Annotated in this window: 1 protein-coding gene; it reads right to left on the bottom strand. The window is 67.8% G+C overall.

What is annotated here, in order from left to right; all coding sequences use genetic code 11:
* Window positions 1-124: 124 nt before the first annotated feature.
* Window positions 125-26,683, bottom strand: coding sequence for a hypothetical protein (locus ACFYOW_RS38695; RefSeq protein ID WP_387295187.1), 26,559 nt, complete (start codon window positions 26,681-26,683; stop codon window positions 125-127).
* Window positions 26,684-26,695 lie beyond the last annotated feature (12 nt).

Below are 26,695 nucleotides of genomic sequence, written 5' to 3'. Positions count from 1 at the left end.
CGACCTGCACGGATACCTGCTCGAGCAGCTGGGACACTCACCAGCGGCGATTGCGCCGGACCTGGTACGGATGCGCAAGCAGTTCCCGAAACTTTCGCGGTTGCAGGATGCGGTGCGCCATGGATCAGCGGGTGAAGATTTGGGTGCGGCGGGTGGGGGTGGCACAGACGTCGTGGATCAGGCGGCCCAGGTCGAGTTCGGGTGGGAGCGAGCGGTACAGGAGTTGGCAGACCACGGTGCCGGAGGCGGTCACGGCGAAGCGGGTTCGGCGGTTCTCTACGGGTTCCCATTCGATCGCGACAAGGGGGGTGTCGAGGTTGATGGTGTTGTCGCCGATGCGTAGGGCGAGGCCGGAGGGGTCGCGGTAGAAAACGACCGGTGTGTCGCCAAGATCGCCGTATACGCCGAGTTGCGGGCCGATTCCGCCGCCGACGGCTTGGAGTGCGCCGGTTTCCGGGTCGAAGTGTGCGGGCACGCCGAAACCGGAGAAGGGTTGAACGAAAAGGGTTGTGCTGTTGCCGTTCTGGGATGGGCGGTTGCGATGGCCGTTGGAACCTTGACGGTTTCGGGTGGGCGGTGGTGCGCCGATGGGCGGCGGTGTGATCGGTGGAGTTGATTGAGTTGTCGGGTCTTGTTGCGGTGCAATGGGATTGATCGGCTCGCGGAATGCGTCGAGCCAGCCGGGAGATTGTGGGGCAACGGAGTGGTGCTGGCCGGGTGGCTCCGAAGGCACGGGTGCACCCGGGCCGTACGGGGGTTCCGACGGGCGGCCTGATGACGGTGGGTGTACCCGGTCGTGCGGGGGCGTTGTCGGGTCATGGGGTGGGAACGTCAGGGGTTGCGGGGGTTCGGGCGTCGTCGGTGGCACCGGAGGCTCCGGCGTGGTCGGCGGCACCGGCGTGGTCGGCGGCACCGGCGGTTCCAGCATCGTCGGTGGGCAAGGCGGAACCGGAGGCACTGGAGGGGTAGGTGGAACCGGTGGTGTAGGTGGAAGCGGTGGCTCCGGGGGGACCGGGGGTTTGGGCGGCTTCGGCTCATGCGGTGGCACAGGCGGTTTCGGCGGCACCGGAGGCTTCGGCTCATACGGCGACACAGGCGGTTTCGGCGGCACCGGAGGCTTCGGCGGGTGCGGCGACACAGGCGGCTGCGGCGACACCGGAGGCTTCGGCGGGTGCGGCGACACAGGCGGCTGCGGCGACACCGGAGGCTTCGGCTCATACGGCGACACAGGCGGTTTCGGCGGCACCGGAGGCTTCGGCGGGTGCGGCGGCGTTGGTGGGTGTGGTGCCTTCGGGGGTTCCGGCGGGTACTTCGGCAGCGGCCACGTCGGATCGAACGGTGCCCGGCTCGGCGGATCGGGCATCTCGTACTCGTGGTTCAGCCTCGGCGGATGCGGGATATGGGAGCGCAGCACCGAGCCGGGCAGCGGCGACGGCTCCGAATCACCCGAATCCGACCGCCCCTCCGGCGGCTCCTGCCCGCCACCCCGATTCGACCGAGCCCCACCATCACCCGAACCCCCGTCACGTCCACGACTCCCGCCCTCCCCGGCCGACTCCCCATCGCCCGCGCGACCACGCGAGGCACCGCCGGACGACGCCCCCTCACCCGCACGCCCGTGCCGCGCCTGCCCCGCAGACAACTCCCCGTCACCTGCCTGCTCGGGACGCGTTGCCCCTTCAGACGACTCATCATCCGCACGGCCACGACCCGCCGCACCGTCGGACGACTCTTCCACGCCGGCACGATCACCAAGCGTCACCTCCTCGTCCGATCCACCGTCACCGCCACGACGCGCTGCGCCGTCGGGGGACTCGTCACTCGCAGAATCACGACGACCCGCATCCTCGGGCAGATCCTGGCCATGCTGCGCGCCCGGATCCGTGGCCGACTGATCGTCTGTGCCCCGCAGCTCACCGGGTTCCGAACCTTCGCGAACCGGCGGCACCTCGGGCGCGGACGATTCGCCATCGCGATCACCATGGGCCGTGGCTTCAGACGAGTCGGCGCGATCGCGGCTGTCTGCGGTGTCCGGCAGACCATGACCGTACTGCGGGCCCGGATCGGTGGTCGAGCTCTCGTCTGTGGTCAGCGGCTGTGTCGGCTCCGAATCTTCGCGAACCGCAGGCACTTCCGTTGTCGGCGGTGGCGCGGTGGCCTCGGAGGGCGAAGGTCGTGTTTCGGCCGGTGCTGGTTGTGGGAGTTCGTTGATTGGGGTCGGGGGGAGAGCGAGGGGGGCGTCGGGGTTCGGGAGTGCGGGTGGGGGAAGTTGGGGTTGGTGGTCTACTCGGGGTGGGGCGTAGGGGATTTTGGTGCGCCAGTCGGTGCGGGGTGGGCGGTTGGCGTTCCAGTCGAAGCCGATGCGGATGGCGTGTTGGTTGGCGTCGTGCCAGGCGGCGATCGGATTGTGCCGCAGGTAGTTCGATTCGGCGAGGGCGTCCTGCAGGAGCAGGATGTCTTGTGGCAGTGGGGTGCCCGCGATCAGGCGGTTCCATGCCTCGGCGACATCGGCGACGGCGTCGAGTGGGCGGCGACGGAGGATGCCGTCGTTCGGGTCGTGCACCAGATGCGGATCGCGCATGAGGTGGTTCTTGATCCGCTCGATCTCGGCGTGGGTGAAGGCGGGAGTCGAGCTGTCGAGTCGGTCGGCGACCAACCTGGTCAATTCGGCGCGGTCGGCACCCAGGTTGCCGAGCTGATCGCAAAGATTGTCGACCAATCGTCTTGCGTCACCCGGCTGTTCGCCCCGCAGCTGGCCGGTGAGCGCGTCGACGATCGGGTCGAGGTCGCCGGAGCTGTCGAGTCTGCGGGCGATCTGATCGACGATCTCCGCGGCCCGCACGGCACGTGCCGCACCTTCCGCATCCGGATGCGCGGCGAGGTGATCGACGATGCTGTCGATATCGCTGTCGTCGGCGCGGAACCGCTGGTATTCGGTGTCGGCCCAGTCCTGCACGCGCGCCCACGCCGCCTCCTGATCCCGTTGGCGCTGTTTGTATTCCTCCGACAACTCGCCGCGATCGGGCACCCGATCCTGCGGATCCCATTCACGCGCCATCGGCTGCACATCGGCCGCGCGCGGACGGAAGTAGGGATGTCCCTTGAATCCCGGACTGATACGGCCCGGATGGTCCTTATCGCTGCACCAGGTGAATCCGGACAGCTTCGCCGATTCGAGGATGATGCGCATGGTGTTGTAGAACACGCCCGCCATCGGCGGCTCGAAGGTTGGCACACCCGGATCGAGTGGGTCCATCCCGGGGATCCGCGGCAGTAGTTCCTCATCGATCGCACCGGGTGGCGGATCCAGGAACGGGTCGACAATGGACGACTGGAACGGATCGACCGCCCAACCACTGACGCCCTCCGGAAGTACGCGCGGCTCGAATGCCTTTGGCACCCTGGGACCTTGGCGGTTGGTCGTCCAGTCCGGGCGGGTCGGATTTACCGGATGCCAGTCACCATTGGCGTCCTGCCACCGGGTGAGATGGATGCCGGGCGAGCCTTCGCGCCAGCCCGCGGTGAGATAGTCGCGAAGCGGTGGTGCGAGTTCCTCGATGCGCACCGGCATCTCGCGCTCGGCGACGATCACGCGATATTCGATTCGCGTCTCAGGTCTTGTCATCGCCTGTGCCACTGCGGAATTACGTCGGATCGCATCGGCGAGTGCCGCATCGTGGCCCGCGCGCGGATGCTCCAATGTGCCGCGCGGGGCCACCACGATGATCCGCGGATGTTCGCCCTCGACGAGGCCGACGCGATCCGTGATCGGCCTAGCGCCCTCGGCGGCGAAGACGTCGCGACACGCTCCCGCCAGTTCGGCCATCAGATCCTGGATGCGGCCGATCCTGTTGTCCGCCTGGTTGACTCGGTCGGCGGCCGCACGCAGCAGTCGCAGTTGCCTGGTGTTCTCCTCGGTCGGCGCGAGACGGTTCGCCGCATCGCGCAGGGTCTGGTCGATCTCCGCGGGGCCCAATGCGTCTCGGTTCACGCCGAGGCGGTCTGCCAGGTCGTCGCACATCCCGCGCCATGGCTTACTGGCGAGCACTTCGGTGGCCCGTTCGGCACCGAGCCGGTCGAGCTCGGCGCGTGTTTCTGCCGACAGCGGCTGGTGTGCAATGACATCCGCGCCCTCGAGTGCGGCAATCCGCCGATCCAGTTCGGCGAGGGCGGAATCGGCTTCGTTGAAGCGCTCCGCCGCGTCTTGCAGCTTGAAGATGTTGTTCTCGCGCTGGGTGCGTTCGGCCGAGCCCACCAATTCCGGTTCCGGCCTCGATGTTTCGTCGCCGGTGCCCGCAATGTCCCTGGTGCCGACCATATCGCCGCTGAGCTGCCGCAGCGTCGGCTCCAGGTTGTCCTGGTTCAGGGCGTGATCGGGATCGCGAATATCGAAGCGTTCGGCGCGGTCATTGCGCTTGGCCCGCCAGAACTCGCATTCGGCCGCCATTGCGGCACGTTCCCGCACCAATGCGGCGTGCACGGCCTCCGGTGTTCCGGACAGTTCGAGCGTCGCGATCGCCTCGTCGAGCCGCGCCACTTCGGCATCGGCACGGTTGAATTCGTCGGCCGCGCGCTCGAGTGCGTCGATCCGCGCATGCCGCTCGGCCTGCTCATGAACCAGCATGGTCTGGTTGCGCAGCTCTTCGAGGGTCGTCTCCAGCGGCAGGCCAGGCCGCAGCCCCTGCTCGACATCGACCGGTAGTCCTTCGGCACGAAGCCGGCGGAGATCGCGCAATTCCTCGCGATCGGCGACCGCCACGGCACGTTCCGCACGCAACCGCTCGAGTTCGGCTCGGACCTCGTGGGTCAGAGCGTCCGGATGCGGCGCAGTGTCGGGCGCGGTTCCAGGGTCCGGCTCCGAACCGTCAGCGTCTCGTGGTTCGAGCGTGGAGCGCGTGGGATCCGAATCGGCCGCGCCGGTGGTCCGTGTTTCCGGCGAAGGTCGCGTCGGATCCGAGCTGTCTGCAGCGGCGTCCCGTGTCTCGGGCGCAGATCGCGTCGGATCCAAACCACCCGCATCAGTGCCCCGTGTTTCGGGCGCGGATCGCCTTGGATCCGAACCATTCGCATCGGCCCGGGTCTTGGGCGCTGACCGTGTCGGATCCGAACCGTCCGCAGTAGGCCCCTGCGCCCTGGATCGCGTCGGATCCGAACCATGGGTATCCGCGCGAAGTGTTTCCGGCGATGACTGCGTCGGATCCGACTGTGCCGCAGCGCGTTCCGGCGGCGCTGCGGAACCCGAGCCCGGTTTCTCCGGCGGACCTGTCGGGCGAGCCGGTACCGCTTCTTCGTCGGGCGGGCGGATCGGGGTGACGGTGACGACTCCGGATTCGTCGACCACGACGTGCAGATAGTCGACCTGGACGCCCTGATCGGTCAGCTGTCGGCGGAGCTCGGCGGGCATGACCTGCTCGGGTGCCGACGACGGCGACGCGACAACCACGCGCTGCCCATCAGGTGCGATCCCGACGCCCTCGGCGACCATATGCGCCTGTTCCCCGGCCAGCACGTCGCGAGACGCGAGCACGGCGGCGCGCTGCCGGGCCACGTTCTCCTCGCCCATCGCGTGGATGTAGCGGCGCAGCTCGGCCTGATATGCACTGGCCGCATCCCTGACCTGGGCGGCACGTTGCTCGGCGGCCCGGAGATCCGCGAAATGCTGCACCATCTCGTGGCTCGGGACGTTTTCACGATCCCGTATCGCGGCAGCCTGATCCTCTGCCTCGCCCACCAAATCGTTGACGGCACGCTGTATTTCGTGCGGACTCAAACCGTCAGGGTTGACTCCGAGCCGCCTCGCACCTTCGGCGATGCCCGGTTCCATGGCCTGGCGGGCAGCCGCAGTCTCCGCAATCCGCACGGCCAAACCAGGCAGCGCATCACGCAATTCCGGTGTGACAGGCTCGTGTATCCGCGAGGGCCCATCCTGCGGCCAACCGCCCGAACCCGAATCCCCCGGTTCCGGTTGCCCTGGACTTGGCGGCTCCTGCGGCGGATGCTGGGATCCCCCATCACCACCGGCCTCCGGCGCACCCGCTCCCTCCTGCCCACCGAGTGGCCAAACCCGCACGTCCCCGGGCTCACCACCGCGCCGCCCGCTCGCCTCCTCCGACGCCGAATCCCGCCGTGATGCCGACGACTCCTCGCCGACACCCAAGGCCGAATCACCTGGTCGCCCAGTAAACGACCCCTCATCCGCTGCCGAGGCGGAATCCTGCCTCCCCGCTGACGATTCACCGTCCACCGGCAACGCCGAATCACCGGACTGCCCCGCGTGCTGTTCCTGGGCCGCCGCCGGACCCGAATCGGGCTGGCCGCGCTCCAGAGCACGACCACTCGCGTCGGAGTTATCCCCCTCCAGCACTGTCGCATTCAACCAACGGTTGAACTCGTCGAACCTGCGTTGATTCGCCGCCAAAGCCTGTTCGTGCCAGGCATCGATCCGCTGCTGCAACTCATCCAGCCCGGCCCGGGCACGCTGGCGAAGCTCGTCGATCCTGCGCAGTAGATCGCTCTGCTCGGCGCCATCGTCCGGTAGCGGCCGCTCAGCCAGTGCCCGGAGGGCTTCTTCATGCCTCCGCTGGTTGGCCGCCAGCGCCTCCGCATGCCACGTATCGATTCGCCGCTGCAACTCATCGAAGCCAGCGGCGGTGCGTTGGCGGATCTCTTCGATCTCACGCACCGGATCACTTTGCCGTGCAACAGGATCCGCAGCTAGCGGGTCAGAACTCGTCGGCGGACCGGGATCAGCCAAGGCACGCATGGCCTCGTCGAAGCGACGCCCGTTCTCTGCCAACGCCTCCGCATGCCATGCATCGATCCACTGCTGTAGCTCATCGAATCCTGCCTCGGCACGCTGCCACGTTTCCTCGATCCGCCGCACCGGATCAGAGCCGACCACATCCGGATGTCGCGAAGTCGCAGAATCAGGTTGCTCGACACCGTCCGAGAGCGACGCTTCCCGCACCGGAGTCGATGAATTGTCGCGCCACACCGGCGGCTCCGGCGCACTCAGCGAGTTGATGGCCTCCTCATAGCGGCGCTCGTTTTCCCGCAACGCTTCCGCATGCCAGGCGTCGATGCGGCGCTGCAACTCATCGAAACCGGCCTCGGCGCGCTGACGGGTCCGCTCGATTCCTTGCACCGGGTCGGTGGGTTCGTCCGGAGATGCCGGGGTCGGGGGATCTTGGGGTGGACGTCGTGAACCACCCTCACCAGTCGCTTCGGGCGAGGTATCAGTACCCGAATCACCGTGCCGTGTACGCCCATCCACCGAATCATGATGGTTCGCTTCAGTTTCCGCGATGTCGTTGGCGACCGCACGGCTCAGTTCCTCGTTCAGCCGCGTCAGTTCTGCATCGGCCTGGTCCAATCGGCGTGGGGCGGCCTGTTGTGCGTCCGCGTGTTCCAGGCTCGGGTCGGCCATAGCCTCGTCGAGGGCGGTGCGCGCGTCTTCGCGGGCGACGAAAGTAGCCGCCCATTCGTTCGCGATGCGCCCGATTTCCGCCTGTCGAGCGGCCGCATCGGCATCACGCCCCGGCGCAGCGCCTTCCGGTTGAACCTCCGGCACGGATTCCGGCTCCGCACCGGGTCGCGTACTTCCAGCGGAGCTCGGCGGATCCGGCGGGTTGGCACCCAACTGCGGCACATCCGGCGGCGGTGGCAGCTCGGGCCCGGCGTGCTGGTCGGGCGGCGACCAGGACGGATCAGGCGCGACGATGTCGACGGCGTAGGGAATGCCCGCACGCCAGTCGGTGAGCGGCGGGCGGTCCGCGTCCCAGTGGAAGCCGAGGCCGATGGCGTGGGTGTTGGCGGCGCGCCAGGTGGCACCGGGATTGGCGCGCAGGAAGTCGGATTCGGCGCGCGCATCCTGCAGCAGGACCAAGTCTTGGGGCAGCGGTTCGCCGGCCATCAACCGGTTCCATGCCTCGGCGACATCGGCAAGGCGGTCCATCGGGCGACGGACATACGCGCCATTGGGATCGCTGTAGTCGCGCACCAGATGCTCATCGACCATCAGGTGGTTCTTGATCTGCTCTATCTCGGCGCGCGTGAAATCCGGTACGTCGTGGCGCATGTGCTTGGCCAGGATCTGGGCAATGGCGTCCGGATCCGCGCCCGCGCGCAGGAGTTCGCGAATATCGGCGATGGTGTCGCGCACCGCATCCGGATCATCGACCGTGAATCGATTCGCCAAATCGTCTGCGACACGGTAATTTTCGTCCTGCATCCGCAACAACTGCGCATCGACATCGCGGGTCGGATCGATACCGCGATCGGCGGTAACCAGCCTGTCCTGCACGGTCCCGACCACATCCCGTGCCGCGGCCACCTGCTGGGCGCGGCGGTGGGCGTCGAGCCCGTCCATGATCCGATCGATATCACTGTCATCGGCGCGGAACCGCTCGTACTCGGCATCGGCCCAGTCCTGCACGCGACGCCAGTTCGCGACATCGCGGTCCCATTCCCGTTGCAGCCCTTCGGAAATATCCACCCGATCCGCGGGATTGCCGTGTTCGGCCGGATCCCACGGCCGATGCATGGGCTGAATATTGCGCTCCGGTCCCGCGAACCACTCATAGTTGCGGAAGACGGTGCCGAACGGCGGAATCTTCTGCAGCCACGGCCGGGCCTGCACCCACTCACCGATCTCCGGATGCGCCTGGATCCAGGCCTTCACCGCCGGATGCTTCGGCGTCTGCGCGGCCATCAGAATCAGCCGGGTGATGTTGTAAGCGTCGCCGCCCCAATGCTGTTCGAAGATCGGTGTCCCCGGCGGCACGGACGACGTGTCGTAGCGTGACGGCGCCTGCGGCATATTGACCGGCAGCGTGCTCTCCGCGATCTCACCCGGCGGCACATGATCGGTCGGCAGGGTGATGTCGTTGACGACATCCTCCATGGCCCAGCCGCTGACACCGTCCGGTGGGTCCTTGGGCGTGAACTTCTTAGGCACGGTCCCGGCATCGCGATTGCCGACCCAATCCGGGCGGGTCGGATCGACATGGTGCACAGTGCCTTCAGCGTCGACCCACGACGTCATATCCATGCGTCTGCCGTTGTGCCAGCCGGTGCTCAGTCGTCGGATCTCGGGTGGCGGCATTCGCAGCGTCCGGGTACTGCCCTCGCGATCCGCGAGCACCTGGCGGTATTCCACGCGGGCTTCCGGACGCACCATCGCCCGGGCGACCGCGGGATCGCGACGCAGCGCATCGGCGAGGGCTCGATCGTGATCCGCACGCGGCGACGCCGGATCAGGGCGCGGACCGTACACGATGATGCGGGGCCGCTCGCCCTCCACGATGCCGACCCGGTCGGTGATTATCCGGCCGCCCTCGGCCTCGACCTGCTGCCGCCATACGCCCGCGGCTCCGGCCATCTCGTCCTGGAGTCGGCCGATCCGATTGTGCGCCTGGTTGACATCGTCGGCGGCCTCGAAGAGTCCGTCGATCTCACGATGGCGAGCCTCCGACTCATCCGGAGACATCGTGCCATCGACCACCTCCTCTTCCACATCGAATCGCAGGTTGTCGATCGTTCTGCGCAGCCGATCCGGTTGCAGCGCAGCCTCATCCGGATTGCCCGACTCATCGACGACACCGAGCCGGACGGCCAGATCGTCGCGCATGGCCCGCCGGGGCTTGATCTGCCGGAGTTCCTCCGCCCGCTCCCGTGCCATCCGATCGATCTCGGCAGCACCCTCCTCCGACGGCGGGCGGTGCCGCGCGACGCCCTGGTCCTCCAACTCGGACAGCCGCTGATCCACACGGCGGACCTGATCGTCGAGGGATTCGAAGTCCTCGGTCGCCGCAATGAGTTTGCGCAGCGCCTCTTCGCGCCGTCCCTGCTCACCGGGCTCGACCGGGCTGCGCACCTGCCGGTTCGCCTCCTCGAGACCCCCGAGGACATCGACGACATCGGTCCGTGCGTGGGCATGCAGTGCTTGAATCGCCTCGTCGCGCGCATCCGGGTCGCCGCGCACCCATTCGGTCGAATCGTCCAGACCCAAATTGACGGCGCGCTCATTGGCCTTGGCGCGGACGAACTCGCGCTCGCGCACCAGATCTCGTCGCTCCTGCAGCAGCCGGTCGTACTCGTCGACCAGTCCGATACGTGCCGCGAGCTCGCCGACCTCGGCATCCACCCGTGCGAATTCCGGTGCGAGCCGCTCCAATTCGGCTACAACGGCACGATCGGCATCCGAAAGCAGTCGCCGCCCCACGAATTCGGCAACGGTCGCCCGAATTCGGCGCGGCGTCCACGCATCCGCATCCTCCTGTGCCGGAAGTCGATCGGCCAGCTCAGCGATCCGGGCCGCCAGCGCATCCCGCCGCGCGACCGCATCCGCATGTGCCCGCACCGCCTCCTCATGCTCCGGTCCGGTCCGGGCTTCGGCCCCTGGCTCCGAGTTCCCGGCTGTTTCCGTGTCATCCCGCCGGTTATCCGCGCTGCTCTGTTCACCATCCTGGTTCCGACCCGATGGTTGCTCCGGCGCGGACGTCGGCGGGGCAGGTAAGTCATCGCGCCGGTTATCCGCGCCGCGCTCTTCATCACCCTGGTTTCCACCCGACGGTTCCTCCGGCTCGGACGTCGGCGCGGCAGGCGGGTCAGCGCGCCGGTTATCCGCGCCGCGCTCTTCATCACCCTGGTTCCCGCCCGACGATTCCTCCGGCTCGGACGTCGGCGCGGCAGGCGGGTCAGCGGGCGGCTTCTTCGAGCCACCAGCAGATTCCGCGACCGGTTCGGTGCCCTCATCCGGACCCGCCTCTTCCGGACGAACCGGCTCCACACCATCTGAATCGTCGTCGAAACGAACCAGTACAGGCTCCTCGGCGCGCGACGGCTCGGACGGCTCCGGGATCGGTTTCGCACCAGAAGCCGGACTGTCCGACGGATCGTGTCGCGGTCCCGATGGCGATGCCGTCGGCTCAGGACCATCCTCATCCGACCGCGGCGGTTCCTCGGAAGCCCCCTCGAGACGCCGCACCATCTCATCGAGTTCGTTTACCAACGCTCGATACTCGGCGTCTTCATCCTGATGATGGACCGAATCCTCGCCATCCGCCGAATCACGGGTCGACGCCTCATCTACAGGTGGCTCGGAATCAGCCGAATCCGGTTCCTGACGCACAGGCTCCAGACCGTTCGAAGCCTCGTCAGCGCCAGCCGGATCAGGCTGCTTCCCCGCCTCGGCGCGGGGCGGCTCGGATGGTGGCTCCGAAATATGGTGCGGGACATCGCCGGATCCGCCGGGCCACAGTTCGACCGGCACGGACGGATGTTCGGCCGGGTTGGCCGACGACTTCGGTTCTCCCCCATCGGTATTCGTATCACGAGCGCCGTTCGCCTCATCCGGGACGGGGATCGGCTTCGCGCCGGAGGCGGGGCTGTCCGGTGGGTCGTGCGGCGGGGCGGGCGGTGTGGCTGCGGGATCGGGGCCGTCCTCATCCGGTCTTTCATCCAACTGTCGGAATTCGTCGGCCGCCTGCTCGAGTCGATTCGCCACCTCATCGAGGTGATCCATCAACTCCTGATGCTCGGCCTCGGCCTGCTCATCGCGACGCCGGAATTCCTCCTCGGCAGCAGCCTGCTCACGCGCCAATGCTGCTTCGATCCGCGACGGCGGATCGGCCTCTGGCGCAGCGGTTTGCGGGTCATCGAGATCTCCGAACCGCTCCTCGAGCCGACGGGACAGCTCGTCCAGATGATCCATCAACTCCTGATGCTCGGCCTCAGCTTCCTCATCACGACGCCGAAACTCCGCTTCCGCGGCGGCCGACTCACGCGCCAACGCGTCATCGATCCGGGACCGTGGATCCGCCGAATCTTGCTCCGTTGCAGTATCTTCCGGCTCGTCGGCAATTTCCTCCAGCCGACGCGCCACCTCATCGAGGCGATCCATCAACTCCTTGTGCTTGGCCTCGGCCTCCTCATCACGACGCCGGAACTCCTCCTCGGCAGCAGCCGACTCACGCGCCAACGCAGCGTCGATACGCGACCGTGGATCCGCCGAATCCTCGCCCCCACCCATCTTGGCGACCCACTCATCGAGTTCCGCATGCATGCGCGCGTTCCACCCGGCCTGTTCGGCATCCATCTGCCGCTTCCAGTCCGATCGAGAATCCGGCTCGGACGCCGCGTCCGACTCGCCGCCCCCGGGCCTGACTGGCGGATCGCCCACACCACCCGATCCAGACTCCTGCTGGACACCAGGTTCAGACTCATCGCCCCCAGACCGGACAGCGGGATCGACCGCACCGCTCGACCCCGGGCCGACGGGCTTGGGCCCGGGTCCGCGCTCGTCCGGCCCACCCAACCCGCGGGGCGCACCAGCCAACTCACTCGGAGCGTCATAGAACTCATCGAGGAGCGCCGCGAGATTTCTGATCTGTTCGGCGCGAGTCTGGATCTCCGCGCGCATGCGGCCGAGTTCCGCGGTCAGTTCGCTCGGACTGAGCCCCTCGTGCTTCTCGATCTTTCCATCGCGGTAGGCCTCGTACACCTTGCGGAAGGTCGCATCGTCGGCACCCGCGATATCGACACCGACGAGCCGGGCCCAGTCGCGATTCGGTTCGGGCCGCCCCCGCCCCTCGGCGGATGCGCCGTCGGTGCGGCCCGGATGTCCCGCGAGCACACTTCCGAGATCGAGCGGATCACCGGATTGCATTGCCTCAGTGAGGAGTTCACGCAACGCCTGCACGCATGCCAGTTCGTGGACAGGCGGCTCGCCGGCGGCCCGCGGATCGGCGGACAGGTCGCCCCGCGGCACATCGGAGTACGGATCGACATCGATCAGCGCGCGCATATATTCGGTGAGCGCGTCCACCACCTGATCGTGCTTACCGTCACCTTCGAGGCCCGCGATCACCTTGCGCAGCTTCGCCGGATCGAGTCCGTTCGCGTCCAGTCCGCGCAGGATCTCACCGTCATCGGCGATCCGAATCTTGGGCGGCTGCAACGATTCCGGGCCGGCCAGGCCGAGCTGTGCGGCCAAGCGATCACGTGCGGCATTGACCGTTCCCAGATCGATATCGCGCAGTTGCTTGGCGTAATCGGCCAGATCCTTGAATTGCTGTTCGCGGCGCGCACTGCGCCATTCCGGATCGGCCAGCGCCTCGGCAACCCGCCGAGGCGTGAGCTCTGACTCCGGAATATCGAGCCGGTGCGCGAGTTGGCCACGCGCATCGCCGATATCGTTGAAGTTCTCGATCTCGTTCATCGTGCGCGCGAAGTCGGCCAGCGCCTCGACCTGACCGGCGCGCAGAGCATTGGCCAGCTTCAGTTCCGCGATGGTCTGCGCCAGCCGATCGGGATGCAGCGCCTCCGGTCCGAGGCCGAGTTCGTTTGCCAGATCGACGATTTCGGCGACCATCTCGGCCCGAGTGCGCGGCGGCGCATCGCTTTCGTGGCCGGGCGAATGGCTCGTCGGCTCCTCGACGGGTGCCTGCACGGCGCGCCACTGACCGTCGTTGTCGCGCACCATCGTGACGACCAGCTCGCGGCCATCGATCGTCTCCCGATGGTGGTACACCTCGGGTGTTTCGACCGGATCCAGATGAATCTGGCCCACGCGATCCGTGCGCGCGTTCCGGTAATCGAGTTCGACCTCACCACGATTGAGCGCATCGGCCAGGGACGGATCATCGGCGAGCGCCCTGGCCAGCGCATCCGCCCGGTCCAGCGGCCCATTGATCACCACCAGCCGGTCCGGCGCGCCCTCCTCGACAGGCACCCGAGCGACCTGATCGCCGTGGATCTCCCCGACCGGCTCCTGCTCTCCGGCACGCAGATGAGGTTCGGCGGCATCGGCGAATTCGGCGACCCTGGCGGCGCGCGCGTCGTTCTCGGCCCACAGCCTGCGCAAAGTGGCATCGAGATTCCGCGGGTTCACATCGTTGAGGTTCAAGCCGAACATCTGCGCCCACGTGGACGCCTCGTCGCGAAGTTGGTCGCGGCGCAGGGCATGCTCGAAGTACACCCTGGGCCCCTGGTCGCGGCCCAGTTCCTGGCCATCCCCGATATCGCCCCATTCGCGCAGCGGGTCGGCGCCATTGCCGACGGGCCGGAAGTTCTGCAGACCGGGATCGCCGCCGAAGGCTCTGATCAGCTCCTTGAGGAAGCGGCCCATCGGATTGTCGTCGAAGATGCTGACCTGATCGGCCAGCGGCACCGGACGGCCCGCCGCATCGGGCGCGCCCAATTCGGGGCCGGACTCACTGGTCGGTTCGTCCTCCTCGTAGTAGTCCTCGTCCTCATCGAGCCGCCGCGCATCGGGATCCTCGATCTCCCCCGCCACCGGCTGTCGACCGTGCAGCTCGGGCGCCGAGTCACCCAGCAGGTCGGCATCGACGTACGGACGCGTGACCTCCTCGTTGAAGCGATCGGCCGCCTCCGCGAGGCCCGCGATCGCGGCCGCCTCACGCATCGTCCGGTATTCCTGCTCATCGAGCACCCGGCGAATGGTCTCCGGACTTTCGTCGGCCAGGTCGAAACCGAGCCGGTGTGCCTTATCGGTGAGTGATTCGTCTTCCGGTGGCGGACCGTCGAGTTCGGTGGTCGGCTCCGGATGCGTCGGCTCGTGCTCGAGTGCCCTGGCCTCCTCGTCGGAGATCAGACCGAAGTTCTCCAGGTCATCGATGATCCGCTGTCGCTGTTCCGGATCGGCGACGGCCAGTGCCTCTTCCAGCACCGCCCGCGCCTCTTCCGGCGCGATGGCCTCGACCTCGAGCAGTTCGGTGACGGTCTGGCGCACCAGATCCGGATCGGCATCGCTGACCCAGAACCGGTATTCCTCGCCATCGGGTGTGCGCGGCACGACGAAATCGCCTGCCACATCCCGAATTCGACTAGAGAGCCTGTTCAGGATCGGCAGATGCTCCCGGTTGCGCCAGGCGGTCCAGCCCTCCTTGGCGATTCGGGCCATATTGAGGCCCCCGCCTTCACTCTCCGGGGCCGGTCGAGCGACGGTTTCGTGCCCCGGTGTCGCCTGCGGCGGATGTGGCGTATTCGGATGCGATTCGAACAGGTCCGGCGTATGCTCGACGCCGTCCTTCAGCGCGTTCTGCCCGCGGCGGTCCTCACCCGAACCCGACGGGTACTTCGGGTAGTCGCCCACGTAACCACGCACGCGCACCTTCTCCCGAATCCGCTCCCACGCTCGGCGCAGCGGCGACTTCTTCTCGGGTGGCTCGGAATCTGCTGGGCGAGCGGGTGTTCCGGATTCTTCGGAAGCTTCGACTCGCCAGTGCCCCTGGTCGTCGGGCCGCACCTGTAGCGGCACCTCTTCGCCGTTGGCATCGATGACGACGCGGCGCGGCTCGTCCGGATTCGCCGGAGCGAACGGCCGTCCCGCCGCCTCCTCGGATCCGTTGCCGGAGTTCGCATTTCGTGAGTGATCCGGATCGTCGGGCATCCCGGCGGGGACGGGAGGCTTGGACGGCGGCTTCTTACCGCCCCCACCGGCCTCGGCGGGCCGCTCGACCTCTTGCCGCGCCCCCGGATCATCGACGCGCAGCACTCGTGTCTCGCCTTGCGCGCCGATCCGCAACTCGCGTACGACAGTGCCGTGTTCGGCGCGCAACTCCGCGAGCTGCGGATGTCGAGCGGCAGCATCGTCCAGCACGCGAACCGGATCACCGTCGCCCCAGCCGACCACGAACACGCGCGCCGGCTCATCCGGCACCACACCGACCCGATCGGTGACCGGAATCGCGCCGGCCCGCAACAGCGCATCGCGCTGCAGTGCGATCGCAATCGCCTCGTCGAGCCGTGCGACCCGCTCCTCGGCCCGCGCGATGTGTTCCGGATCGCCTGCGGCCCTTGCCTCGTCGCGCTCGCGCACCGCCGCCGCATTCTCGGCCGCCAACCGATCCAGCACGTCTTGTCGCTGCTGCTGGGCCTGTCGCCGCTCTGCGCCGTCATCCGGATGTGCCGGTGGGAACTCCGGTGCGTCGAACGAATCGTCTTCGGGCCGTGGACGATCGATCGGTCGTGGCGCGGAATCGCCCTGGTCGGAGGGATTTCCGAACGACAGTCGGTCGGTAATTCTGCGCAGCAGGCCCTTCGGCGCACTGTGGTCGTGCAGATCGGCCGAACCGTCGAGCAGGATTCGGGTTATCCGCTCCCCGAGCCGCCCGGTATCGGTATCGGACATGCCCTGGAACTGTCTGGCCAGCACATCGCCCGCACTGCCATCTCCGGTGGGCGGCGCCACCCGCCAGCCGCCATTGCCATCGGACTGCAGTACGACCGGGAAATCCCACGCCCGCGTCTTAACCTCGGTTCGAGTGAACTGCGGCCAGCGACGTTCCCGACCCGCCGCATCAGCTGATTCCGGCATGGCCACCTGTCGCGTCAGCAGACGACGCGCCACCTCCGCCGGATGCGGCTCGCCGATCGACGGATCCGCTTCGGCCAATTCGTAACCGCGGGCCATGAAGTCCAGACGCAGTCTGCCTTCGAGGTTCGGGGACGCATTTTCCCTGGTATCGAAGGCATCCGGGCCGAGCTGGCGCACCCAGGCATCGAACCCGAGATCCGTGTGTCCGGCGGCGCGGTAGCGCAGGTAGTGCGCGAGTAGTTCGGTGGCCGCCTCGTCTTCGCTCGGGCGACGGTAGGGACCCTCGGCAGCGTCGGCGTCGATGAACCGGGCATCGTGCAAACCATCGGAACCCGGCCCCACTTGCAGATATTCGATCCGTTGCGTGCCGTCCCACAGCACACTGGTGTATTCCGGATGCGTCGCGGCCAGTTCGCGCAGCGCGTCCATGTGCTGACCCTCGGGTGCCACCACAACCAGACGTCCGCGTCCCACGGGCTGGTGACCCGGAAATTGGGCGACCCGTTCGGTGCGCCGGGCGCCACCCGGATCCCGCGCCAGCTCGTCGTCGAGGGCGCGACGTACCCGGTCCGCGGCTTCCTCGGAACTCATCTGGCGCGGCGGCGCATCCTGATCGGCCGGACGCCCGCTTTCGGGCTCGGACGTATCCGTCCACGGGCGATAGTCGTCGACGTTGTCGCCGGCGTGCCGAGCGACATCGAACGCGACCTCGGCGGGTTCCAGACCGACCTTGTCGATGTACTTGCGCAGCGCTTCGCGACCGGCTTCGTAACCCGCCCGCTCCGGCCGGATCGCCGGATCATTCGAGCGAGCCGCGGCCCGCTCCGCACGCTGATAGGCGCGATCGTAGGCGTCGACATAGGCGCGTTCGGCCGGACCGACCGGCACGAAACGACCCGAATCACGCAGCAGCCGAAGGGATTCGATCTCCACCGCGTATTGACGGCTGCGCTGATCCCGGATCGCCGGGGTGTCGGTGTGGCGCGTCGACGGCCCCTCGCCGGGTGCACGGGTGATTCCACGCGCGCTGTCCCACTGCGCCCGATAGAACGCGGCGAGGTCATTACCGTCGACGCGCGGCCCCAACTCCACCAACCGACTTCGCACTTCACGGGCGGCGGCATGGTGTGCGGCCGCATCGATCATGCTGTCCGCTACCTCACGGTTGTCGCGGTAGGCCCGCAAGGCTTGCTGCTCCGCCCGTTTGAAGGCGTCCTCATATGCCTTGGACAGCAACGTTTCCGGAGCCGGTGATGCTTCCGTCCCGAACTGCCGCCACCGGTCGAATTCGAAGGCTCTGGCCTGCGCCACCGCCTCCCGATCCAACATCAGATCGACGTATTCGTCACGCCCGAGCGTGAATCGCTCGAGCGGACCGTCGCCGAGCTGTTCGGCCAGATATGCCGCCCGAATCGCTTCCGCCGCATGCTGGGACGGTGCATCGGTCAGGCCGAGCAGCACGGTATTCGAGGCCGGGTCGTATCCGGCATCGACGCCGCGCTGCTGTCTGCCGTCGTAGCGGCTGGAATCCACGTCGAGGCCGAAGCGGATCTCGACCCCGTGTCTGGCCAGTACCTCGGTCGCCCACCGTCCGAGTTCGTTGCCCCTGAGGATGCGCTGCAGCCGGTCCGACGCCACCTGCGCGGTGTCCACTATCGACTGGTCTGGCAATGCCGCGGCGGGTTCGTCCGGCGTTCGCGGTGCCACCAAGTGGTCGACCTCCGCGCGCACATCCGCTGCGGCCGCGTCGACCCAGGCGGCGCGCAGATCCACCGGCTCCCGGCGCACCTGGACGGCCCCGGAATCGTCGACGCTGACCCGGACCCGTTCCGCGACGGCATCGCCGTAGCGGATGGCGCGATGCAGGTCGCTGCCTCGATCCGCCGCCGCGCGCGATATCGCGGCATGGTCACCGCGAGCATCGACCACGATCACTCGCAGTGGTTCACCCGGCAGCACCGCGACGCGGTCGCTGACCCAATGCTGCTCGGGGACTTCCGGACTGAGCACGTCCCGACCGACTCGTGCCGCGATCTCATCGAGCAGATGGTTACGCCGCGCCTGCACCTCGGTATGTCGACGGGTCGCCTCGACCAGCGCTCGCACCTGCGCGGGGCGCTCGGAATTCAGTGCGCCCACCGGCCGGATTCTGTCGTCCGCCACCGCCTGTCGGCCGCGCTCGAAAAGCTCCCGGTCGCCGCGGTGGGTTTCGGGGTCGAAGGCGCCGAACCGCCGGACCGCACGATCCCAATCGCCCTCGACCGCACGCAGTTCCCGGGTGAGCGCCGCATATTCGCGGACCAAGCGCTGTAGTTCCCGTGCCGATTCCGGGGAAGTCGGCTCGTGCATTCCATCCGGATGCTGATGGGCATCCCAGGTACCGCCGTGGATATCCCGCAGACTCGCGCCCTCGCTCGGATACAGCGGCGAGTCGAACAGATCGCCGGACAGCAGCGCCTCGATGCCCGCCTCACGGCCGATTCGGCGCAGTTCGTGCTCGCCCAGGCCCGGATCCGCCGCGGCCACGGCCGCGTCGCGGGCAGTCAGATACTGCTCGTGCAAGGCACGGGTGTAGGCCGAATCCGCAACATCGTGTGTGGTCGGGGCCGGTTCCGGATATCCGGCCGCACCCAGCTCACGGCGCAACTCGGCCTGCCTGCCGAGCACCTCCGCTTCCGTGCGCAGCTGTGCGTCGACATAATCCGCGCGATCGGTGGCGCGGATACGGGCCGGATCCACCTCGACCCGACCGGACAGCACGGCGTCCGCGAGTACCGCCGCACGTACCAGCGCCTCCGCCTGGGCGGGCTGGCTGCGGTCATCGGTGTCGACGGACACGTCCATGGTCCGGCCGTTGAACGAATCCGGCCGGCCACCTTCGAAGCGCACCGCAGCACCGGCGGCCCGAAGTGCATCGGCCGCCTCGCGTCCGGTTTCGCTGCGCCCCAGCAGTTCCCACACCGGACCACCGGTCATATCTCGCGGCCGGACCTGCCAGACCCCGGCGTCCGGTTCGGGATTGTCGCCGGTCGGCCGGAACTCGGGCGAATCCGCGCCGTCGCCCGGCGCTTCGGGCCGGACCGAGGTCTCCGGCCTGCTGAAATACGCGACGACCTTCTCGTGCGCGCCCGGCCGACCGCGCATCGCATCGTGATCGAAGCTCACCTCGGTGAAGCCGAGTTCGACGGCCAGTTTTCCGGTGAAGGTGTTGCGCGCCGCCTCCTCCGGAGTCAGGTACAGCTCCTGCATACCGGCATTGAAGGTGTCGAGGTTGTCCCGGACCCGGTCGTCGGCGTTCCATTCGGCACGGATCTCGGTCACCTTATGTCCGAGCTCACGCATCATGTCTCGGAACATTTCGCGCCCGGTCGGCGTGCCGTCACCGACACGCACCGTTGCGCGCAGTACGCCATCGGCGTCGACCCAGCCGTGGATGCCGTGCTGGTTGTCGCCGCCGTACCGGTTGGTGTAGGCGTTCGGGCGCTCGTCGAAATCCGCGTCGTGCCTGCTCGAGTCCTCCGGCCGCACTGCGGTATCGCCGTGGGACGGCAGATCGGAGGCGTGCGCACGGATTTCGGCTAGGCGCGCCATCACTGTGTCGTGCCAGTGGCCGCGACCGTGCATGTCGAACTCCGGTCGCAACGCGGCCACGCGTTCGGTGATCGCGTCGATCACCGTGCGCGACAGATGGTGGTCGATGACCTCGATGCTGTCGCCATTGCGCCGCAGGAAGTGTTCGGCGAACGGGCTCAATGCATTTCGCGCGGCGTCGCTCTCCTCGAACCCACGACTGTGGTCGATGCCGAGCACCTCACCCTGTGGGCCGATCATCCAGCCCTGTCCGTCGCGGTCCGGAATCCGGATCAGCGCGTCCAGCAGGCCGAGCGCACGACCCGCGACGGTATCGGCGTAACCGAGCTCGTGCACATCGATGAACTGCGGATGCCGTTCGGCCGCAACACGTCCCGCCAACTTCTCCATGTACACGACATTGGATTTGGCGTGGAACACCTCGGGCACATTCGCGCCGATAGTACGGCCGAGCAGCGACGCCAACCGCTCGGCGACGGCGTGGCGCGGATTCATGACGGTCTTGCGGATCAATTCGGTGCCATCGTTGAAGGTGACAAGCTCCACCTTCCTGGCGGCATGCACCGAGGAACCCTCGCTGAGCACCGTGACCGAACGCTCACCGGAAGCGATGGCGGAGCGGACGATATCGTCGAACGAGCGGATGCCGTGCGCGTCATCCCAAGCGTGGCCGTAGAACTCGGCATGGGTTTCGGTCGAATGCTCGAGACGATGCCGAGCCACCTCGGGGCGGATGGCGTCCAGGCCCGTATCATTGGCGATTCGATCGAGTTCTGGTGCGGACGCTTGCGGATTCTCTTCGTGCGCTCGGGCTCGGGCTTCGTCGTAAGCTGCGGTGTAGGCACGCTCCAGCGGAGTTTCCACGAGATCATGTCCGGCCGCCCTGAGTTGTTTCGCCGCAACGATTTCCAGCGCGTGCGCACGGGCTTCCTCGTCGAGCATGCGCGTGATGTATTCCTCGCGCGGCAGGCGCATGCGTTCCTGCGCACCGCCGGGAGTCTCACGGGTATGTGCCAATTCGACGTGGATGGCGCCGTGTACCAGCGCGGCCATCTGTGCCGGATCGGAGGCGCCGACATCCAGGGCGAGGGTGCGGCGGCTCGGGTAGTAGCGGTCGTCGGCGCCGGACTCGTGCACGATATCGACGTCGTGGCGGGTGAGCACCTCGTCGGCCCAGCGGCCGACTTCGGTCTCCCGCAACTGTTCTCGAATCCGGGCGATACGTTCCTGGGCCGCCTGACCCGCACGGTCCGGTGGCGTGAGATCGGTGGCGCGATCGAATTGGTTGGGTGACGGCTCGTCGATGGACTCGACCCTGATGCGGCCGGCCTGGTCGGCGTCGACGTTCAGGTGCTCGCGCACGACCTCGGGCCGGTCGAGCAGTTCGCGGATTTCGGGGTGCTGCTGGGCATCGCACAGGACGCGCTGGTGGTCATCGGTGCCCGACGCGATGACCAGCCGGTCGGGCTCTCCGGGGATATGCACGATGTGTTCGTTGAGCATCCGCGCATTCGGGTTCTCACGTACGTGTTGGGTGAGCACCTCTTCGATCGCCGCATTCGCCACCTGGTCGGCGCGGTGGTCATAGGTCGCCTGGGCATGCTGACGCTGGTCGGCCAGGTCGGCGAGGATGCGTAACTCGTGTTGTTCGGTACGCAGTTCGGCCTGCCGCTCGGGCGGAACATCAGGTCCGGCAAGTTCATTCGTGATGCGCTGCAGGCGGTCGGTGATCTGGCGTTGCAGCGGCTGTCCAGCGAGGGTGGGATCGAGGCCGAGGGCGGTCGCGCGCTCGGCGAGTTCTTCCGAGGTGTTGCGCAGGTCGCGGAAGGCCGACTCGCGGTCCAGCGCCGCGGTACGCAGGCTTACGGCGATATCCGCAGGGGTGTCGTGCATGCGCGCGCCCGACGGGAGTTCGGCACTGGCCGCATGCACGCGATCCCAGGCGTCGCCGTAGTAATCGGTATAGTTCTTGCCGTTTTGCCACTCGTGGGTTGCGATTTCCTGGCGTAGCGCGTCGACGGCAACCTCATGTGCGGCCTCGCGGGTCTCGGCCGGGGTAAGCGACGAATCGCTTGCCGACAGATCGGCGGCGGCGCGGTCATAGGCGGCGGTGTAGGTTTCCTCGAGCGGGTGCACGGCGATGTCGTGGCCGAGATCCCGGAATTCCTGGGCCAATTGGAAGCGGCGGCCCGTTGCCGCAGCCTCTTCGTCGACCATGGTGCGCACGAATTCGTCGCGTGCCATCCCCCGGACATCACCGGTTCGGCCCTGGACGTACCGTTCGGCGTGCACGGATTCGTGAGCCAGGGTGAGCGCCTGCTGGACATGATCGGCACCCGAGGTGAAGGCGACCGCGGTCAATTCGCGTCGCCGGAATTCACCGGCTCGGCCGTCACCCGCGGACGGCTCGAATCCGTCGCGAACGGGACTGTTGTCGAAGCTCGCCGCGATCCGCCGCCCGGTCTCGGTCTGGCGCAACAGTTCACGGACCTGATCGGGCTGCGCATCCAGCGAGCGGCCGATGCGGGCCCCGGGATCGGTCGCAAGTGGATGCTCGGAGCCGAGCTGGTGCAACGGATTTCCGGCCGAGTCGAAGGCGATGGCGTACGTGCCACGGAGTTCGCGCGGCACCGTCGGCGGGAAGCCCTCCACTCGGCCCGCCCCCGGATCGCGCACCACGATCCCGCCGTTCTCGTGCACCAGCACATACGCGTGCGCGCCGACGTTGTACCTGTCGACCGCACCGCTGTATTCATCGACAACCAGCGCCGAAGACCCCTCCGGCATGGAAAGCAACAGCCGCGCGATCTCGGCATGACCCTCATACGAACGCAACTGCCCACCCGCCGCCGTCTGCACCTCCGCGGCCGTCATCCCGTCCAGCCCGATCACCCGCTCCGGCAACCTGATCGCCGAACTCCCGGTGAGCGCCTTGATCAACCGCAGCGACAACTCCGCGCACCGACCACGATTCCGCACCGCAATCCGAGGCTCATCGCCCCCTTGCCGCTGCTGAACATCCGCCCCCTCGCGTGACCTATCCGCAGGCGCATCCCCCGCGGTCCGCGGCGTATGCGGCTCGGCCACCGGCTGCGGCACGAAAGCCGCTGCAGGATCAAGAGATTCAGCCCGCTGCCGCGCCGCCTCCCGCCGCACCTCGACCTCCTCCCGCCGCGCCGAATCATCGGCACGATGCGACTTGGCAGGCTCGGCATCCACCCCCCGATGCGCCCCGTCCTCCCGCGCCGTCGGATCCGCCGCATGCCGGACCTCGGAAGGTTCGGAACGCACCGGAGTGTCGTCACCCGAGCGCGCAATACCGTCGTCACCGGAGTGCGCAATGCCCTCGTCTCCCTCATTGCCGGGACGCACTGCATCATCACCGTCGGGGCGAACCACGTCATCACCTTCGTGCCGCGGAGCGCTATCACCATCGCGCAGCGCGGCGCGGTCGCCGTCGGACCGTACGGCACCTTCCCCGTGAGGTCGCGCAACGTCGCCGCCGTCAGGCCGCACCGCACTGTCACCCTCGGGCCCTACGCGCTCAGCATCTTCAGGCCGCGCGGCGGCGTCAGCCTGGGGACGCACGGCACCGTCGCGCCCGTGGCCATCACCCTCGGGGCGGTCGGCACCGTCACCGTCGGCCCGCGTGGCACCGTCACCGTCAGGCCGCGCGGCACCGTCGCTCGCCGACGGAACACCGCCGTCGCGGTCAGGCTGCACCGGACTCTCACCCTCCGACCGCAGCACATTGGCGCTGTCGGGCTGCACCGGACTCTCACCCTCCGACCGCAGCACATTGGTGCTGTCGGGCTGCACCGCGCTGTGGCTGTCCGGACGTGCCGCGCCGTCATCGTCGGGGTGCATGGCACTGTCGCTGACAGGGGGCACGGCACCGTCACTATCGGACCGCCCGGCGGTATCCCCATTGGGCCGCAACGCACCGGCACTGTCTGGGTGTGCGACGGGTTCACTGGCAGGGGGCTCGGCACCGGCACTGTCGGAGCGCCCAACGGTATCCGCATTGGGCTGCACGGCGCCGGCACTGTCCGGGGGTGCAGCGGTGTCGCTGTTGGGGCGGACGGTGGCATTGCTGTCGGGGTGGGTCTCGGCGTGGATGGGGGCTGGTGCTGCCTGTGGGCCTGCTATGGGTTCGGTGGTGGGGTGGTTGGGTGTGGATTGGGCTGCGCCCGCACGGATTTCGGGTGTGGTGCGGCGGGATTCGGATTCGGAGGACGTGTCGCTGGTGCCGTTACGGAATCGGTCCGGGCCGGGGCGGCCGTCGGTGGTGGTGCGCCCATCGGCGGTGGATGGGGTTGCGGAACGTGGGTCTGTGGTGCGGGGTTCGACGGTCGGTTGTGGGCGGGTCTGTTCGCCGCGGGAGGTTTCGGCGTTGGCGGTTGCGCCAGGGCGCATGTCGGTGGTTGAGGTTGTGCGCGGTGTGGATGGTGTTGCGCCGGTGCGTGCGTCGGGTGCGGCGTGGGTTGGCGCGGGCCCGGAATGTGTAGGAGCAGTGCCGGTTTGGAGTGGGGTCGACGCTGCGGCGGCGCCTGCATGCGCGGCCGCGTTGTCGCCGGAGATGCGCGAACCATCGGCGTTCGTGTTCGAAGTGTGTTCCGGGCCCGCAGGGGTCAGGGAGGCCCGGGTACCGGCATCGAGGCGGCTCTGCCCCTCGCGCGCCGACGCTCCCGCGTGATCGGCCGACCCCGCACGGTCGCCGACACGGTTGGACTCGGCATTCGAATTCGCCTGTACCGCAGAGTGATCTGAATGAGTTGCGGCTTCTCCTGCGGACCGGACGGCACCCTCCGATCCGGTTCCCCCCTCCGAATTCCGGGTGCTCGACTGGTCGACTCCACCATCCGTCGTTCCATCGCCGATGCGCTGCGTGTCTGCGGAACCATCCGCGTCGGCGCGTACAGTCGAGGAACTGTCATCCCCCGCACGCGCGGTCGCACCATCGTCACCGGCACGCGCAGTAGAACTATCGTCCCCAGCACGCGCGGTCGCGCCATCATCGCCCGCGCGCACGGTCGAACCGTCATCACCAGCACGCGCGGTCGAACCGTCATCACCAGCACGCGCGGTCGCACCATCGTCACCGGCACGCACGGTCGCACCGTCATCACCAGCTCGCGCCGCGCCATCATCGCCCGCGCGCACGGTCGCACCATCATCACCAGCACGCGCCGCGCCATCATCGCCCGCGCGCACGGTCGCACCGTCATCGCCAGCCCGCGCTACCGCACCATCGTCACCGGCACGCGCAGTAGAACTATCGTCACCAGGACGCGCAGTCGCACCGTCATCACCCGCACGCGCGACCGCACCGTCATCACCAGCACGCGCAGTCGCACCGTCATCACCCGCGTGGGCGGTCGCACCATCATCACCAGCACGCGCCACCGCACCATCGTCACCGGCACGCGCAGTAGAACCATCACCGGAGGCCCCCGCCTTCGACATACCGTCATCAGCACTGTGGGCCTGCGCCGAATCATCGCTCGCACCATGACTATTCGACGAACCATCAGCCCCCGACCCGTCGTCCACGGCATGCGCTGTCGAACCATCCGCCGTACCGTCCCCACCGCCACGACCGGCGACAGGCTCCCCCGTATGCCCCGCATTCGGCGCACCTTCGCCGGTCTGCCCGGTTCCCGAACCAGCGCCCGCACGCCCACCGGCATCGGCACCAACCGGCCCGGCATCGGGGCGAAAACCAATGCGGGACAGGTCATCCGGGTTGACCCGCGTACCGCTCGGCCGGTACCAATCCGGATGCCGATTGTGATAGAACTGCTCGGCCGCCGCTCGATTCGCACCGGACATCGCGCCGTTCGAGGCTCCCGCCGTCAACATGCGCAGGTCGAATTCGGTCTTCTTCAGACCGTCGACGGCCTTGTCCCAGCCACCTTCGGGTCCGGACTTCGCCCAGGTGAACGCGAACTGCGCGCCGACGCTGCCGCCGAATCCGGCGATGGCACCCACTGTGCCCGCCGTCGCACCGGTGAGCAGTCCACGCAGCCAGGCCTTCATCTCGGTCTCGGCGAACTTCTCGCCGAGACGCTCGCCGATCGGGCTCGCGACACCGGCGCCAACCCCGGAACTGATCGCGGTGATGGCGACCTGCTCCCAGTTGACCTCTTTGCGATGTCCCGAATTCACCTGGTACTGCTGAATTCCCCAGTCCTGGACGGTGCCGAGGGCCGTGTCGATGGCAATGTGGCGGACCAGGAAATTCGCCAGTCGACGCCCGAGGAATTTGGCCACGATCTCGACGATCTTGTCCATGATCCGCTTGGCGATTATCCGGATGGCCACCCGTGTTCCGGCAATCGCCAGCGCCTCCTCTGCGGGCGCGGTCGGCGGAAAGATCCATGCGATCGCGATCTCGGCCGCAAGCAGCGCGAGGGAGGTGATCAGCATGAGCTGGCCGTATTCGATTTCGGTGCCGACGCTGGTCGCCGAATCGGCCAGCTTCTCGAAATCGCGGGCCAGCATCTCGAGTGATTGCGGACCTTCGAGATAACTGTCGAAGTTGGCGATGATCGCCTCGATGCCGTCGCCGTCCTGATATGCCTTCAGCGACGCGGTTTTCGCATCACGGATATCGGGCAGAATGTCGCGCAGTCCGGCGGCCGCTGCGCGCCAGTCATCGGCCAAACCCCACATGCCGTCGGGATCGCCCGCAGGCCAGTCGGATCCGGCGACCCATTCCAGCCATTTGAGATAACCCGGCAGCTCAGCCATCTGCGCTCACCC

This window comes from Nocardia sp. NPDC006982, from assembly GCF_042869435.1.
Classification (GTDB): Bacteria; Actinomycetota; Actinomycetes; order Mycobacteriales; family Mycobacteriaceae; genus Nocardia.
This window is presented reverse-complemented; position numbering and strand designations above follow the sequence as displayed.